The organism is Neoaquamicrobium sediminum, from assembly GCF_040970315.1.
GTDB lineage: Bacteria > Pseudomonadota > Alphaproteobacteria > Rhizobiales > Rhizobiaceae > Aerobium > Aerobium sediminum.
The window spans coordinates 517,512-532,289 of record NZ_JAZHFV010000006.1; the positions used below are offsets into that span (position 1 = coordinate 517,512).

Here is a 14,778-nt window from a genome sequence, read left to right on the forward strand (position 1 = left end):
GAGATGGCCGGCAGGCCAGAGGGGGGCGACGTAGAACTCCACGCCGACGGCGTTTGTGGCGATGCCTATCGCCGCGCCTATGCCGCCGCCGCATCCGTGCCCGACCCTGAGGTGCCCTGCGTCACGGTGGCCGATCTCGGTATTCTGCGTTCGGTGGAAATCCTTGACGGGGTCGCGGTCGCCCGGGTGACGCCGACCTATTCGGGCTGTCCGGCGGTGCTGGCGATCGAGCTGGCTGTCGAGACGGCGCTACGCGAGGCAGGCTTCGATGCGCGCGTCGAGCGCGTCATCTCGCCCGCCTGGACGACTGACTGGATCACCGAGGACGGCCGCGAAAAGCTGCGCGCATACGGTATTGCGCCGCCGGTGAAGGCTTCCAACTCGATCCGTGCGCTGTTCGGTGAGACGCAGGTGGATTGCCCACAGTGCGGCTCACCGCACACCGAGCGCGTTTCCGAATTCGGCTCCACGGCCTGCAAGGCGCTCTACCGCTGCACGGCGTGCCGGGAACCGTTCGATTATTTCAAGTGCATCTAGGAACCGTCATGGCACCCAGATTTCACGACCTCAAAGTTGCTGCGATCGCGCGCGAAACGCCTGAGGCGGTTGCCGTCGCCTTCGAGATACCGGACGCGCTGAGGGAAACCTTCGCCTTCCGTCCCGGCCAGTATCTCACGCTTGCTACCGACATCGACGGAAAGGAGGCCCGGCGTTCCTACTCGATCTGCTCCGCGCCCGGCGAGCCGACCCTGCGCGTCGGCGTCAAGCGGGTGGCAGACGGTCGGTTCTCCAGCTTCGTCAACGAGCGCCTTTCCGTGGGTGACACGATCCGGGTGATGCCGCCGGAGGGCCGGTTCACCTCGCTGGCCGGCGAGCGGCACGATTACGTTCTGATCGCGGCCGGCTCGGGCATCACTCCGATGCTGTCGATCGCTAAGACGGTTCTCAGCCATGAACCGGACAGCACGATCACGTTGATATACGGCAACCGCTCGACCGACACGATCATGTTCCGCGAGGAACTGGAGGACCTGAAGGACCGGCACATGCGCCGTTTTTCGGTCGTGCATCTGCTTTCGCGCGAGGCGCAGGATGTCGAGCTTTTCAATGGCCGCATCGACGGCGCCCGCATCACCGAACTGGCAAATCGCGGCCTGATCGACGTGGCTGCTGCCGACGGCATCTTCCTGTGCGGGCCGGGTGAGATGATCGACGAGGTCTCGACCGCGCTGAAGGCGCTGGGTGTCGAGGGGGATCGCATCCGGTTCGAACGGTTCACGCCGTCTGGCGATGCTCCGGCACCGCGCTCGCGCTCGGCCAGGGCGCAGAAGGCGGCGGAGGCCGGTGTCGAGATCGAGGTCGTGCTTGATGGCGTACGCCGCGCGTTCCCGATGGCAGAGACGGATGCAACCGTGCTCGACGCGGCGCATCGGGCGGGGCTGGAAATTCCTTATTCCTGCGCCGGCGGCATGTGCTGCACCTGCCGCTGCCGGGTTGCCGAGGGCGAGGCCGAAATGGCCGTCAATTATTCGCTGCAACCTTGGGAGATCGAGGCCGGCTTCACGCTCGCCTGCCAGACGCGTCCGACCTCAAAAAGACTGGTGCTCGATTTCGACGCGTCGTGAACGCTGCCCGGCTTTGATCAAAACTGCCTGGAACGATACGCGAATTTAGGTCATGTGACTTCGGGCCGGGCGGGACAGGCGCTCGTCTGCCGTTTCGTTGGCCGAAGGAAGAAACCGGGAAAATCCCTTCGTTCGCCTTACCGCCACGCCCGGTTGACGCGGCCCGAAGCATAAAGTCAACGCGCCGCATGCCGGTTCGTTGCTTCATGCTGCGGCCCGGCCTGGTTTTTAGCTGCCTTGGCGGATTTGCGTCAGCGTCCGCGTCGGGGTGATCGCTTCCGGATCCAGCTTAACCTCGATGATCGCCGGCATGCCGCTGGCCCGCGCCCGCTCGAAGGCCGGTGCGAACTCCTCCGTCGTCGCCACCGTCTCACCATGGCCGCCGAAGGCGCGGGCATAGGCTGCGAAGTCCGGGTTCTTCAGCGTCGTGCCAGAAACGCGACCGGGATAGTCGCGCTCCTGATGCATGCGGATCGTGCCGTAGATGCCGTTGTTGAGGATCACGACGATGACGTTCCGGCCATATTGAACGGCGGTCGCGAACTCCTGCCCGTGCATCATGAAATCGCCGTCGCCAGCCCAGATCACCACTTCGCGGTCCGGGAAGATGCCCTTGGCAGCAACGCCGGCCGGCACGCCGTAGCCCATGGAGCCTGAAGTGGGGGCAGCCTGCCCGTTGAAGCGGCGGTAGCGGTGGAAGCGGTGCATCCAGGTTGCGAAGTTGCCGGCGCCGTTGGTGACGATGACGTTTTCCGGCAGGTTTTCTTCCAGCCACGCCATCACGCGGCCCATCTTGACGTCGCCGGGGCCGTCCTGCGGCGGCGTCGACCATTCGAGATAGCTCTGGTGCAGCTCCTCGGTCCGGTTTGCCCAGCGCGGCGTTGTCTCAGGCGCGGTGCGCGCGAACGCCTCGGCGAAGGCGGTGTTGGACGCGTTGATCGGCAGTTCCGGCCTATAAACGCGGCCCAGTTCCTCCGGTTCGGGGAACACATGCACAAGCTTCTGGTCGGGGTAGGGGCTTTTCAGCAGCGTATAGTCTGCCGACGGCATCTCGCCGAAACGGCAGCCGACCAGCAGAACGAGATCGGCGTCCTTGATGTATTGCGCAAGCTTCGGATTGGCGCCGATGCCGATGTCGCCGGCGTAGCAGTCGTGAAGCTGGTCGCAGAGCGTCTGGCGACGGAAGGAGCAGCCGACCGGCAGCTTCCACTTGCTGATGCCGGCGCACACCTGCTTCACGGCCTCCTCGGTCCAGCGCGTGCCGCCAAGCACCATGAACGGACGTTCCGCGGCGCTGAGCAGCTCGACGAGGCGGTTCATCTCAGGTTCGCCGGGACGGGTTTCCACCGGCACGAAGGGCAGGGGCGCGGGCGCCTCGACCTCGTCGCGCAGCATGTCCTCCGGCAGCGAGACCACCACCGGACCGGGCCTGCCCGAGGTCGCGACTGCAAAGGCGCGGGTGACGAGTTCGGGAACGCGGCGGGCGTCGTCGATCTCCACGACCCACTTGGCCATCGAGCCGTAGAAGGCCTTGTAATCGACCTCCTGGAACGCCTCGCGCTCCTTGATGCCGCGCGCGATCTGACCGACGAAGATGATCAGCGGGTTGGAATCCTGCTGGGCGATGTGGATGCCTGCCGATGCGTTGGTAGCGCCGGGGCCGCGGGTGACGAAGCAGATGCCGGGCCTGCCCGTCAGCCGTCCCTCGCAATCGGCCATCATCGCCGCACCACCTTCCTGGCGGCAGACGATGTTTTCGATACTGGAATCATGCAACGCGTCGAGAACGGCGAGATAGCTTTCGCCCGGCACGGAATAGATGCGCTCCACACCGTTGGCCTCGAGCGTGTCGACGATGAGTTGTCCGCCGGTTCTCATTTTCCGCGTTTCTCCAATTCTGCGAGGATTTCGTGCGTGTGCTGCCCGAGCCGTGGCGAGGGGCGCTCGTATTTCAGAGGCGTGCCGCTCATGACCATGGGGGCGCGTACCGAAGGCAGGGTGTTGCCCTGGCCGTCGTCGAGGTCCATGCGCATCCCGCGCGCGATCACCTGCGGGTCGGCGAACATCTCGGCGATGTTGTTGATGGGGCTTGCCGGCACCGCCGCCTTGTCCAGCAGCGGCAGCAGCGCCTCGCGCTCCCAGTCTGCCAGCGTGGCGATCAATTGCTCGCGCAGCCGGACGCGATTGGCTACCCGCGCCGGATTGGTGGCGAAGTCCGGATCGGTCGTCAGATGGTCGAGGCCTACCACCTTGCAGAAGCGCTGGAACTGGCCGTCGTTGCCGACGGCGAGAATGAAGAAGCCGTCCTTCACCGGCAGCACTTCGTATGGCGAGATATTCATATGGGCATTGCCCATCTGAACCGGCGCATTGCCGGAGACGAGATAGTTGAGGTTCTGGTTGCCCAGCACCGATACCTGCGTGTCGAGCAGCGCCATGTCGATGTATTGCCCTTCGCCGGTCGCCTCCACATGGCGCAGAGCGGCCTGGATCGCGATCACCGAATAGAGGCCAGTGAAGATGTCGGAAACGGCCACGCCAACCTTTTGCGGCTCGCGGCCCGGCTCGCCGGTGATCGACATAAGGCCGCCGATACCCTGGATGATGAAGTCGTAGCCCGCGCGCGGCGCATAGGGGCCGTCCTGCCCGAAGCCGGTGATCGAGCAGTAGACGAGGCGCGGGTTGATCGCCTTGAGGCGGTCGTAGTCGAGCCCGTATTTCCTGAGCCCGCCCAGCTTGAAGTTCTCGATCAGCACATCCGCCGTCTCGACGAGCTGGCGGATCGTTTCCGCACCCTCGGGCGTGGAGAAATCGATGGCGATGGAGCGCTTGCCGCGATTTGTGGAGTGGTAGTAGGCGGCCGACAGGTTCTCGCCGTCATGGCTCATGACGAAGGGCGGGCCCCATTTGCGCGTGTCATCGCCGCCGTCGGGATTTTCCACCTTGATGACGTCCGCGCCGAGGTCGGCCAGCACCTGACCCGCCCAGGGTCCGGCGAGAATGCGGGCGAGTTCGATCACGCGTACGCCCTTGAGTGGCGGTTCGGCCATGGCTTTGCAGGCTCCCTTTGCAGTCCCGCGTGCCTAGCAGATCGGCCGGGATCGGTTAACCGAAAACTCCGAATAGGATAATGCCGTTTATGCATTATCCGCGTGGCGCCGCTGCAGCCTCCACTCCACGGGCGGCTAGCGTTTTGCGGCTTCGCCCACGGCATCGTCGATCCACCTGCCGAAATCGGCCATGATGACATCGCGATTCAACTCGTTGAGAGATTCGTGGCGGGTTTCCGGGTAAATCGTTGAAACGAGATTCGAAAAGCCCATCCGCCGCATGCGGTCGGCAAGATGCGTGACGGTCTTGCCGAAGCGGGATTCGGGGTCACCGCTACCGCCAATCAGGTGAAATGGCATGTTCCTCGGGATGTCCGCGAAATTGCGGTCGTCCGCGCCGGCGAAGACGAAGTCGAATACGGCCTTCCACATGCCGACGGACGGATCCCACCCGCAAAGGGGATCGGCGATATAGAGGTCGACTTCCGCCTGGTCGCGCGACAGCCAGTCGAACGGCGTGCGGCCGTCGCTGGCCTCTTTCGCCCATGCCCCGAACGTCAGTTTCGGGAGGATGCGCGAGGGCACGTCCGAACCCAGCCGGAAGGTTTCCCAGGCAAGCAAGAGTTGCGCGAGCCTGCCGAGAACGCCTGCTGAGAAATTGCCATTCCAGATGGCTGCTCCGGCTGCCCGGTCCGAATGTTTCAGCATGAAGTTCATGGCGATCAGCGAGCCCATCGAATGGCCGAAGACGATGACCGGAACGCCAGGATGATCGCGGGCGATGGCGTCATGCACGGCGCCCACATCGGCGATCACCTTGTGTGCGGCAGGGTCCGTGCCGAAGTGGCCGAGGGGCGCATCGGGAGCCTTCGTATGGCCATGACCGCGATGATCGTGCGCGTAGAGCGCGACGCCACGAGCCTTGAGGAACGCCGCGAAACGCGCATAGCGGGCGGCATGTTCGGAAAGGCCGTGGTTGAGCTGCACCACCGCGCGCGGCGTCTGTGGCGCGGCGGTGTAGAGATTGAGCGTTGCGCCTGTCGGCGATTCCACGGTTTTCTGCGTGTCGAAGGTCATGGCGGTATTCGTATTTTGTGCGAAAGACTTTCAAGCCGTAGCGCGAAGTCTATCGTCAGGCTATCCCTGCGCACCGACGAAGCCGGCAAATCGGCGGAAATTATGATCCTTCGCTCAGAAATGCGCGAGAAATGGGCATCGCCTGTTGGTGCTTAACGGTTAGGCGAAGGGCTTGCCAAGCGTGCCGGCAGGCTGTTTCATGCCGGCATAAAAATAAACGTCTATCCGGATGGGGTTCCAATGTTCACACGCAGATCGTTTTCGCTGGCCGCGACCTTGTTGGCCGGCGGTATCGCCATGGGCGCGATGGTCGCGCCGGCCGCCGCGCAGACCGACATCAAGTTCACGCTCGACTGGAAGTTCGAGGGACCGGCGGCCGGCTTCTTCCTCGCCATCGACAACGGGCATTTCGAGGCCGAGGGCCTCAACGTCACGATCGATTCCGGCAACGGGTCGGTCGAGGCGATCCCGCGTGTTGCGACCGGTGCCTACCAGATGGGCTTCGGCGACATCAATTCGCTGATCAAGTTCCTCGACGAGGACCCGTCGCAAAAGATTCGCGCCGCGATGGTCGTCTACGAGCGCCCGCCTTTCTCCATCATCGGCCGCAAGTCGCTCGGTATCACCGAGGATCCGAAGTCCGTGGAAGGAAAGAAGCTGGGGGCGCCGCCGCCGGATGGAGCGTTTGCGCAGTGGCCGGCCTTCGTGCAGGCCGCCGGCATCGATGAATCCAAGGTGACGATCGAGAGCGTCGGCTTCCCGGTGCGCGAACCGATGCTGGCGCAGGGGCAGGTCGATGGCATCTTCGGCTTTGCGTTTTCCTCGGTGCTCAACCTCAAGGCGCAGGGCGTGCCGGCCGACGACATCTCGATGATCCTGATGGCCGAGAACGGGCTCGACCTCTATGGCAACTCGATCCTCATCAACACCGACTTCGCCGAAGCCAATCCCGACGCAGTCAAAGGGTTCCTCAAGGCGCTCGCCAAGGGCTTTGCCGACGCGGTTGCCGATCCAGACGCGGGTGTTGCGGCCGTGATGAAGCGCAACGAAGTGCTCAACGCCGACATCGAGCGCGAACGCCTCGACATGGCCAATGCGCTCAACATCAAGACGCCCTACGTGGTCGAGAACGGGTTCGGCGGCATCGATGAGGCCAAGCTCACCCAGTCGATCGAGTATCTGAAGGTCTCGATGGGGCTGAAGGGTGCCGTCGGTCCCGGCGACGTGTTCGATGCGTCGTACCTGCCGCCGAAGGAAGAGCGGATGCTGCCCTGACCAGATCAGGCGCTGATGCGGGAGCCCTTGGCTCCCGCATGTTTATCTCAAGGGCAGCAGAGGGCAGATGAGCGAAGCACTCGTCACCATTCAGGACGTCGATATGCGTTATGGCGGCCCGCAGGGGCTGCTGGCGGTCGAGGGCCTTTCACTTGAAGTCGCAACCGGCGAGTTCGCCGCCGTCGTCGGACCGTCCGGCTGCGGCAAGTCGACATTGATGAAACTCGTCACCGGGCTCTACATCCCGCAAGAGGGGGCGGTGACCGTTGCCGGCGCGCGGGTGACGAAACCGGTCAACATCGTCGGCATGGCCTTCCAGAACCCGACGATGCTGCCCTGGCGGACGACGCTCGACAATATCCTGCTGCCGCTGGAGGTGGTCGACCGTCATCGCCATCGGCTGCGTCGCCACAAGGCCGAATATGTCGAAAAGGCCGAGAGGCTGCTGGAGACCGTCGGCCTGAAGGGCTTCGGCCAGAAATATCCCTGGCAGCTTTCCGGCGGCATGCAGCAGCGCGCCAATCTCTGCCGTGCGCTGATCCACGAACCCGACCTGCTGATGCTCGACGAGCCGTTCGGTGCGCTCGATTCCTTCACCCGCGAGGAACTCTGGTGCGTGATCCGCGACCTGCATGCAGCCCAGGGCGTGACGATCGTTCTCGTCACGCATGACCTGCGCGAAGCGGTTTTCCTTGCCGACCGGATCTTCGTCATGAGCGCGAGGCCGGGCCGCATCATCAAGAACCAGACCGTGCCGTTCGCGCGTCCGCGCGACCTGGAAATTCTCTACCAGTCCGATTTCAACGACATCGTGCACGAACTGCGCGGCGACATCGCGGATGCGAGGAAAGCGGCATGAGCGCGCAATCGAAGGGCATCGACTGGGTCACGGCCGCGCCGTGGCTCTATACGGGCGGGTTGTTCATCGTCTGGGAGCTGGCGGTGCGGGTCTTCAACCTGCCGCCTTATCTGCTGCCCGCGCCAACCAACGTTGCCGGGGCGATCTGGCAGTACTGGCCGGCGATCTGGAAGAACTCGCTGCAGACGCTATATACGACCACGGTCGGCTTTATACTGGCTGTCGTCGGCGGGCTGGCGCTCGGCATCCTCGTGGGTTGGTCGCGGTTTATCTATGCTGGGCTTTACCCCCTGATGGTCGGCTTCAACGCCATCCCCAAGGTGGCGGTGGTGCCGATCCTCGTTATCTGGTTCGGCATCGGCACGATCCCAGCCATCCTGACGGCCTTTCTGATCGCGTTCTTCCCGATCGTCGTGAACGTCGCCACCGGGCTCGCGACGATCGAGCCCGAGATGGAGGATGTGCTGCGCGCGCTCGGCGCGAAGAAGATGGACATCATGCTGAAGGTCGGCATTCCGCGCTCGATGCCCTATTTCTTCGGCTCGTTGAAAATCGCGATCACGCTTGCATTCGTCGGCTCGGTGATTGCCGAGACGGTCGCCGCAAATTCCGGTCTCGGTCACATGATGCTGGCAGCGCAGAGCCAGTTCAACGTGCCCCTGGTATGGGCCGGCCTCATCATGCTCGCCATCGAAGGCATCATCATGTACGCGGTGATGGCCTGGGTGGAGATGCGGATGACCGGCTGGGCGCATCGCAGCCAGATGGCTCAGGTGTAACCCGTCGACGCATGACGCCTCACGTCAAGCGGCTTGCCGGTCCCAACTGGGGAAGGGGTCGGCGAGATCGCGCCAGCGGCCGGGCATGAAATCGCGTTCCGGCACGAGGCACGCGTCGAGTTCGGCGCGAATGCGGTCCTCGTCCATCGGGTCGCAGCCGATGAAGACGAGTTCCTGACGGCGGTCGCCCCAGATGGGGTCGAGGTAGGGCCGCATCGCAGCGCGCCATTCGGGATGGTCCGGCCACTGGTGTTTGGGAACGGATGCCCACCACAGGCCACGCTTGCCGGTACGCACCAGCGCGCCGGCCTGGCTGAGTTCGCCGACGTGATGCGGTCGCGTTGCCAGCCAGAAGAACCCCTTGGCGCGCACCACGCCGGGCCACGAGCGGTTGACGAAGGCTTGGAGCTTCTGCGGGTCGAAGGGCCGCCTCTCGCGGTAAACGAACGAGCGGATGCCGTATTCTTCTGTTTCGGGAACGTGGTCCTGGAAGCCGTTCAGCTCCTTGAACCAGAGCGGGTTGCGCTGCGCCTTTTCAAAGTCGAACAACCCGGTGTCGAGTACGCGGTCCAACGGAACGCGGGCGAAATCCGTTTCGATCAGTTGCGCCTCGGGATTGAGCGCGCGGACGATCTTGCGGGCGAGATCGAGTTGGTGCGCGGAGGTATCGGAGACCTTGTTGAGCACGATCACGTCGGCGAACTCGATCTGTTCGACGAGCAGGTCGACCAGCGCGCGGTCGTCGCCATCACCCGCGGTCTCGCCGCGATCTCGCAAGAAATCCGACGACGCGTAATCCTTCAGCAGATTCGCCGCGTCGACCACGGTGACCATGGTGTCGAGGCGGGCAACGTCCGAGAGGCTTTCGCCATTCTCGTCGCGGAAATCGAACGTGGTCGCCACGGGCAGGGGCTCTGCGATGCCCGTGCCCTCGATGAGCAGGTAGTCGAAGCGTCCTTCGCGCGAAAGCCGGCGAACCTCTTGCAAGAGGTCGTCACGCAGCGTGCAGCAGATGCAGCCATTGGTCATCTCGACCAGTTGCTCGTCCGTACGGGAAAGGTTCGCGCCGCCTTCTCGCACCAGTGCCGCATCAATGTTCACTTCGCTCATGTCGTTGACGATGACGGCGACGCGGCGCCCCTCGCGATTGTTGAGCACGTGGTTGAGAAGCGTGGTCTTGCCCGCTCCAGGGAAGCCGGAAAGGACTGTGACGGGAAGGCGTGGCTGCGGGCTGGTCTGAACTGGCATGGTGGCTTTCGCGCTAGGTGGAGTTGGCTGGCAGACGCGTAATGTTATTACATTAACAGTTAAGTCAGGCAAGCGTGTATCGATGGCGCGACGGAGCTGTCCTCAAAAAGCGACAGGCCCGCGCTGGGCGGGCCTGCTGCAACCGAGGATGAAAGTGGGAGCTTACCAACCGAACTGGAAGGTCGCTCCGGTGCCGCCATTGCCGTTCTGCGCGACATGGCCATTGGTGTTGCGACCGAACTGGAACAGGCCGTAGGCGTTACCGTTGCCGTTCTGGGTGATCGAACCGTTGTGGCCGTTGCCTTCCTGGTGGACGATGCCCTGATTGCCCCAACCATTCTGCGCGATGCCGCCGGCATTGCCGTTGCCGAGCTGCCTGATGCTGGCGCCGCCCTTTACCGCGTTGGCGATGGAGTAGATGGCCAAGCCTGCGCGCATTGCCTGTTCTTCCTGGGCATTGCGGGGCTGGAGATGGACACTGAGCGAGCCGCCGGCATGGGCGGGGACAGCGCTCAACGCTGCGGTCGCGATGGTTGCTGCGGCGAGGGTTGCGGCGAGCGTCTTGCGGGTGGTGCGGATCATGGTCGTTCTCCTCTTGAAGCTGCGTTGAATTCTATGGAGCGATCATGAGGGGGCGCGCCTGAACCGGTTCGGAACCGCGCGTTCATGTGGCGTTAACAGCCTGGGGCAGTCGCGCCGGCATGCCGACAAAGAAAAAAGCCCCGGCGGGGCCGGAGCTTCGTTGGTCGGCTGTGGCATGGTCGTTCAGAGCCAGCTACCGATGCGTTCCGAGCAGGAAACGGTGGTGCCGCCGGCCTCGACCTCTAGCCGCACGTCGTAGCTGCCGCCGGAACCGCCAAGCATGACGGAACCCAGCGTGGCGGGGCGGCCCGCGGCGGCATCGAACGGTCCGCCCTGGCTGATATTGGTGCCGGGGCCGCTGACGCGCAGCCGGTAGTTGCCGGTCAGTGCCGCGTTGCTGTGCGCCACGCCTTCGATGGCTGTCATGCCGCCGGAGGGGGTGGCGACGATCTCGCAGGAAAGGGGGCCGCTGGCCTGGCCGTTGCCGGCCGCCGCGAAGCCCGCACCGATGGTTGCCGCCACGCCGAGGGCGAGGATAGGCAGATGCTTGCGTCCGATGGTCATGGTCGTGCTCCTTGTTGCGGGAAGAATGCCGGGAGGGCGTCCGTCGCACCTCCCGGCCATGCGGTGGCGGTCATCGGCTTCAGCGGCAGGTCTGCACGAAGGCTGCGACGTTGCCGCTGCCGTTCTGCCTGACTTCCGCATCGCAGCCGTTACCCACCTGAACGCCTGCAGCGATGTTGCCGCGTCCGTCCTGGATGATGATCGAATTGTGGTTGGTGCCGAACTGGGCCGCACCAGCCTCGTTGAAGCGGCCGCGCTGTTCTGCGCGAACGGTGTTCCGCCAGCCGTTCTGGCCGATGGCGATGGTGTTGCGGCCGCCGCGCTGGTTGCCGATGGCGCTGTTGCGCGAACCGTCCTGGTGGATGCCGATCGCGTTGTTGTAGCCGGTCTGGCGGCCGCCTGCTTCGTTGCGATGACCGAACTGGTCGAGCCAGACGCTGTTGGCCATGGCAGGAGCCGAGGTGAAACCGATGACGGCTGCGACGGTGGCGGTGATGAAGAGTTTCGTGTTCATGGCGTTTGCTCCGGGTCTTGTGTGGTGTTCGTTTCGAGAACGATGCCACTATCGCCGAGGCAGTCAGAACCGGTCCTGAACCGGGCGTTCAGCCGGCGTTCACCGGAAATGGGAAGCGGAGAATGCGCCGCGCTGGCCTGCGTCATTGCCCTTGCGCGCCGTTTCGCCTACATACGCGCCGACCATTTCTTCCCGCACAGGCACAACGGAGTCTTCGCGCGCCATGGCACGCCAGTTCATCTATCACATGTCGGGCCTCACCAAGGCCTACGGCCCCAAGAAGGTGCTGGAGAACATCCACCTTTCCTTCTACCCCGACGCCAAGATCGGCATTCTCGGTCCCAACGGGGCGGGCAAGTCGACCATTCTCAAGATCATGGCCGGGCTCGACAAGGAGTTCACCGGCGAGGCTTGGTTGGCCGACGGCGCGACCTGCGGGTACCTGCCGCAGGAGCCGCAGCTCGACGAGTCAAAGGACGTGATAGGCAACGTCATGGAGGGGGTTGCGAAGAAGAAGGCGATCCTCGACCGCTATAACGAATTGATGATGGACTATAGCGACGAGACCGCCGACGAGGCGGCCAAGCTGCAGGACGTCATCGACAGCCAGAACCTTTGGGACCTCGACAGCCAGGTCGAGATGGCCATGGAAGCGCTGCGCTGCCCTCCGGGCGATGCCGACGTGACCAAGCTGTCGGGCGGCGAGCGCCGCCGTGTGGCGCTCTGCAAGCTGCTTCTGCAGCAGCCAGACCTGCTGCTCCTCGACGAGCCGACCAACCATCTCGACGCCGAGACCACCGCGTGGCTGGAAAAGCACCTGCGCGAATATCCGGGCTCCGTGCTGATCATCACCCACGATCGCTACTTCCTCGACAATGTCACCGGCTGGATTCTCGAGATCGACCGTGGCCGTGGCATTCCCTACGAGGGCAATTATTCGGCCTATCTGGAAGCCAAGGCCAAGCGCATGGCGCAGGAAGAGCGCGAAGAGGGCGCCCGTCAGAAGGCGCTGGCGCGCGAGCGCGAGTGGATTTCCTCTTCTCCGAAGGCGCGGCAGGCCAAGTCGAAGGCACGTATCAGGGCCTATGACGAGCTGGTGGACGCAGCCAACGACCGCCGCCCCGGCGACGCACAGATCGTCATCCCGGTGGGCGAGCGGCTGGGTCAGGTCGTCATCGAAGCCGACGGCCTCTCCAAGGGTTTCGGCGACCGGCTGCTGATCGACGACCTGGAATTCAAGCTGCCGCCCGGCGGCATCGTCGGCGTGATCGGACCGAACGGCGCGGGCAAGTCGACGCTGTTCAAGATGATCACCGGCGCGGAGAAGCCGGATGCGGGCGAAATCCGCGTCGGCGAGACGGTGCATCTCGGCTATGTCGACCAGAGCCGCGATCATCTCGATCCCAACAAGACGGTCTGGGAAGAAATCTCCGGCGGCAACGACATCATCAAGCTCGGCAAGCACGAGGTGAACAGCCGCGCCTATTGCTCGTCGTTCAACTTCAAGGGCGGCGACCAGCAGCAGAAGGTGGGCAATCTGTCCGGCGGCCAGCGCAACCGCGTGCATCTGGCCAAGATGCTGAAGTCGGGCGGCAACGTCATCCTGCTCGACGAGCCCACCAACGACCTCGACACCGAGACGCTGGCGGCCCTCGAGGATGCGCTGGAGAACTTCGCCGGCTGCGCCGTCATCATCTCGCACGATCGCATGTTCCTTGATCGCCTCGCGACCCACATCCTCTCCTTCGAGGGCGACAGCCATGTCGAGTGGTTCGAAGGCAATTTCGAGGATTACGAGCAGGACAAGATCCGCCGCCTCGGTCCCGACTCGGTCAATCCGAAGCGGGTGACGTATAAGCGGCTGACGCGCTGACGCTACCGAGGGCAGCTTCACAGGCTGCCCTCATTGCTTGCACCGGCTTGCGAGGGCAGGTCGCTGGCCATGCCGCTAAGTTAAGTTGGCTTAAACGCAATCGTCTGTAGATTGGGCTATCTGATAACGTGACCTGAAATGGCCGCGATGTGGCCGTGCGGCCGCATGTCCGGGACAAGTAGAATGCAGCGTGTCATCATCAGCGGCCTCGGCGTCGAAATACCGAAAGCCTCCATCTCCAACGAGGAACTGGTCGAAAGCTTCAACGGCTGGGTCGACCTGGAGAACGTGCGCCGCGCGGCAGATGGGTTGGAGCCGCTGCAGAAATCGAGCGCCGGGTTCATCGCGCATGCCTCCGGTATTCTCAACCGGCATGTTCACACCCGCGACGGTATTCTGGACACTTCGCGCATGGCGCCGCGCATTCCGGCGCGCGACGACGATGACCTGTCGGTGCTGGCCGAGTTCGGCGCTGCGGCCGCGCGCAACGCGCTTGCCGATGCCAGGGTCGAGGCGGCCGACGTCGACCTGATTATCTGTGCCTCCTCGCATCTTCAGCGCCTCTACCCGTCGATTGGCATCGAAATCCAGAAGGAGATCGGAGCTGGCGGCGCCGCCTTCGATCTGAGCCTCGGCTGCTCGTCGGCGGCGGCCGGCCTGCATGTCGCATTCAACCTGGTGCGTACGGGTGCCCATCGCCGGGCGCTGGTGGTGACGCCGGAGCTGATCACGGCACATCTCAACTTCCGAGACCGGCAGACGCATTTCATCTTCGGCGATGCGGCCACCGCCATGCTGGTGGAGGCTGCTGGTCCCGACGACGTCGTGCCGGGCCGTTTCGAGGTGGTCGAGACACGCAACTGGACGCAGTTCTCCAACAACATCCGTACCAATTTCAGCTATCTGAACCGCGCTGCGCAGGAAGAGACCAGTGTCGTGCAGATGGAGGGCAACCTCATCAAGCAGCAGGGCAACAAGGTCTTCAAGGACGTCACCATCGCCAGCCATCGCTTCATCGTCGATTTTCTGGCGGAGCATGGGCGCACGCCGGATACGGTGCGGCGCTTCTGGCTGCATCAGGCCAATGCGCGCATGAACCAGATGATCCTGAAGCTCGCCTTCGGCAAGGAGGTCGGGCACGACCGCGCGCCGATGGTGCTCGACCGGCTCGGCAACACGGCGGCTGCCGGCGCGGTGGTGGCCCTCCAGGAGAACCATAAGGACATGCAGGCCGGCGACTACGGGCTCCTGTGCACCTACGGGGCCGGCTATTCGATCGGCGGCGCGCTGCTGCGCATGATGTAGCATCACGCTCGCGAATAGGTTCATCAC

At 63.9% G+C, this 14,778-nt stretch carries 14 protein-coding genes; 7 read left to right on the plus strand and 7 right to left on the minus strand.

Annotated elements, in window-relative coordinates:
* The first annotated feature begins 3 nt into the window (after positions 1-3).
* Complete coding sequence (gene paaD, locus V1479_RS19215; RefSeq protein WP_438620745.1) at positions 4-537, plus strand: 1,2-phenylacetyl-CoA epoxidase subunit PaaD; 534 nt, start codon at positions 4-6, stop codon at positions 535-537.
* A gap of 8 nt (positions 538-545) precedes the next feature.
* Positions 546-1,625, plus strand: a complete 1,080-nt coding sequence (gene paaE, locus V1479_RS19220) for a 1,2-phenylacetyl-CoA epoxidase subunit PaaE (protein WP_368804365.1) — start codon at positions 546-548, stop codon at positions 1,623-1,625.
* Positions 1,626-1,853: 228 nt separating this feature from the next.
* Here paaE and V1479_RS19225 read toward each other — a convergent pair whose 3' ends face one another.
* From V1479_RS19225 to V1479_RS19235, 3 genes are all read right to left on the minus strand, one after another.
* Complete coding sequence (locus tag V1479_RS19225; protein WP_368804366.1) at positions 1,854-3,503, minus strand: thiamine pyrophosphate-binding protein; 1,650 nt, start codon at positions 3,501-3,503, stop codon at positions 1,854-1,856.
* Positions 3,500-4,675: a CaiB/BaiF CoA transferase family protein gene (locus tag V1479_RS19230; protein ID WP_368804367.1), complete on the minus strand. Its 1,176-nt coding sequence runs from the start codon at positions 4,673-4,675 to the stop codon at positions 3,500-3,502. Before V1479_RS19230 ends, V1479_RS19225 begins: the two co-directional genes overlap by 4 nt.
* A 135-nt stretch (positions 4,676-4,810) precedes the next feature.
* On the minus strand, positions 4,811-5,752 hold the full coding sequence (locus V1479_RS19235) for an alpha/beta fold hydrolase (protein WP_368804368.1): 942 nt from the start codon (positions 5,750-5,752) through the stop codon (positions 4,811-4,813).
* A 297-nt stretch (positions 5,753-6,049) separates the two neighbouring features.
* Here V1479_RS19235 and V1479_RS19240 point away from each other — a divergent pair, with 297 nt between their 5' ends.
* From V1479_RS19240 to V1479_RS19250, 3 genes are all read left to right on the plus strand, one after another.
* Complete coding sequence (locus tag V1479_RS19240; protein WP_438620746.1) at positions 6,050-7,027, plus strand: ABC transporter substrate-binding protein; 978 nt, start codon at positions 6,050-6,052, stop codon at positions 7,025-7,027.
* Positions 7,028-7,094: 67 nt separating this feature from the next.
* Complete coding sequence (locus V1479_RS19245) at positions 7,095-7,886, plus strand: ABC transporter ATP-binding protein (RefSeq protein ID WP_173192238.1); 792 nt, start codon at positions 7,095-7,097, stop codon at positions 7,884-7,886.
* On the plus strand, positions 7,883-8,665 hold the full coding sequence (locus V1479_RS19250; RefSeq protein WP_368804370.1) for an ABC transporter permease: 783 nt from the start codon (positions 7,883-7,885) through the stop codon (positions 8,663-8,665). Before V1479_RS19245 ends, V1479_RS19250 begins: the two co-directional genes overlap by 4 nt.
* Positions 8,666-8,689: 24 nt before the next feature.
* Here the strand turns inward: V1479_RS19250 and zigA are convergent, their stop codons facing one another.
* The 4 genes from zigA to V1479_RS19270 form a co-directional block, all read right to left on the minus strand.
* Positions 8,690-9,913, minus strand: coding sequence for a zinc metallochaperone GTPase ZigA (zigA, locus tag V1479_RS19255; protein ID WP_368804371.1), 1,224 nt, complete (start codon positions 9,911-9,913; stop codon positions 8,690-8,692).
* A 162-nt stretch (positions 9,914-10,075) separates the two neighbouring features.
* Positions 10,076-10,495: a curlin gene (locus V1479_RS19260; protein WP_368804372.1), complete on the minus strand. Its 420-nt coding sequence runs from the start codon at positions 10,493-10,495 to the stop codon at positions 10,076-10,078.
* 183 nt (positions 10,496-10,678) lie between these two features.
* A complete protein-coding gene (gene csgH, locus V1479_RS19265; RefSeq protein WP_368804373.1) occupies positions 10,679-11,059 on the minus strand; it encodes a curli-like amyloid fiber formation chaperone CsgH in 381 nt (126 codons plus the stop codon).
* 79 nt (positions 11,060-11,138) lie between these two features.
* A complete protein-coding gene (locus V1479_RS19270; RefSeq protein ID WP_173192229.1) occupies positions 11,139-11,573 on the minus strand; it encodes a curlin in 435 nt (144 codons plus the stop codon).
* A gap of 223 nt (positions 11,574-11,796) precedes the next feature.
* Between V1479_RS19270 and ettA the strand changes: the two genes are divergently transcribed.
* A complete protein-coding gene (gene ettA, locus V1479_RS19275) occupies positions 11,797-13,446 on the plus strand; it encodes an energy-dependent translational throttle protein EttA (RefSeq protein WP_368804374.1) in 1,650 nt (549 codons plus the stop codon).
* A 183-nt stretch (positions 13,447-13,629) separates the two neighbouring features.
* A complete protein-coding gene (locus tag V1479_RS19280) occupies positions 13,630-14,751 on the plus strand; it encodes a beta-ketoacyl-ACP synthase III (RefSeq protein ID WP_368804375.1) in 1,122 nt (373 codons plus the stop codon).
* The last annotated feature ends 27 nt before the right edge of the window (positions 14,752-14,778 follow it).

Coding starts and splice junctions, on each gene's coding strand:
- V1479_RS19230 (WP_368804367.1), bottom strand. CDS start 4,675: ATGGCCGAACCGCCACTCAAGGGCGTACGCGTGATCGAACTCGCCCGC.
- zigA (WP_368804371.1), bottom strand. CDS start 9,913: ATGCCAGTTCAGACCAGCCCGCAGCCACGCCTTCCCGTCACAGTCCTT.
- V1479_RS19280 (WP_368804375.1), top strand. CDS start 13,630: ATGCAGCGTGTCATCATCAGCGGCCTCGGCGTCGAAATACCGAAAGCC.
- paaE (WP_368804365.1), top strand. CDS start 546: ATGGCACCCAGATTTCACGACCTCAAAGTTGCTGCGATCGCGCGCGAA.
- V1479_RS19260 (WP_368804372.1), bottom strand. CDS start 10,495: ATGATCCGCACCACCCGCAAGACGCTCGCCGCAACCCTCGCCGCAGCA.
- paaD (WP_438620745.1), top strand. CDS start 4: ATGGCCGGCAGGCCAGAGGGGGGCGACGTAGAACTCCACGCCGACGGC.
- csgH (WP_368804373.1), bottom strand. CDS start 11,059: ATGACCATCGGACGCAAGCATCTGCCTATCCTCGCCCTCGGCGTGGCG.
- V1479_RS19245 (WP_173192238.1), top strand. CDS start 7,095: ATGAGCGAAGCACTCGTCACCATTCAGGACGTCGATATGCGTTATGGC.
- V1479_RS19240 (WP_438620746.1), top strand. CDS start 6,050: ATGGGCGCGATGGTCGCGCCGGCCGCCGCGCAGACCGACATCAAGTTC.
- V1479_RS19250 (WP_368804370.1), top strand. CDS start 7,883: ATGAGCGCGCAATCGAAGGGCATCGACTGGGTCACGGCCGCGCCGTGG.
- V1479_RS19225 (WP_368804366.1), bottom strand. CDS start 3,503: ATGAGAACCGGCGGACAACTCATCGTCGACACGCTCGAGGCCAACGGT.
- V1479_RS19270 (WP_173192229.1), bottom strand. CDS start 11,573: ATGAACACGAAACTCTTCATCACCGCCACCGTCGCAGCCGTCATCGGT.
- V1479_RS19235 (WP_368804368.1), bottom strand. CDS start 5,752: ATGACCTTCGACACGCAGAAAACCGTGGAATCGCCGACAGGCGCAACG.
- ettA (WP_368804374.1), top strand. CDS start 11,797: ATGGCACGCCAGTTCATCTATCACATGTCGGGCCTCACCAAGGCCTAC.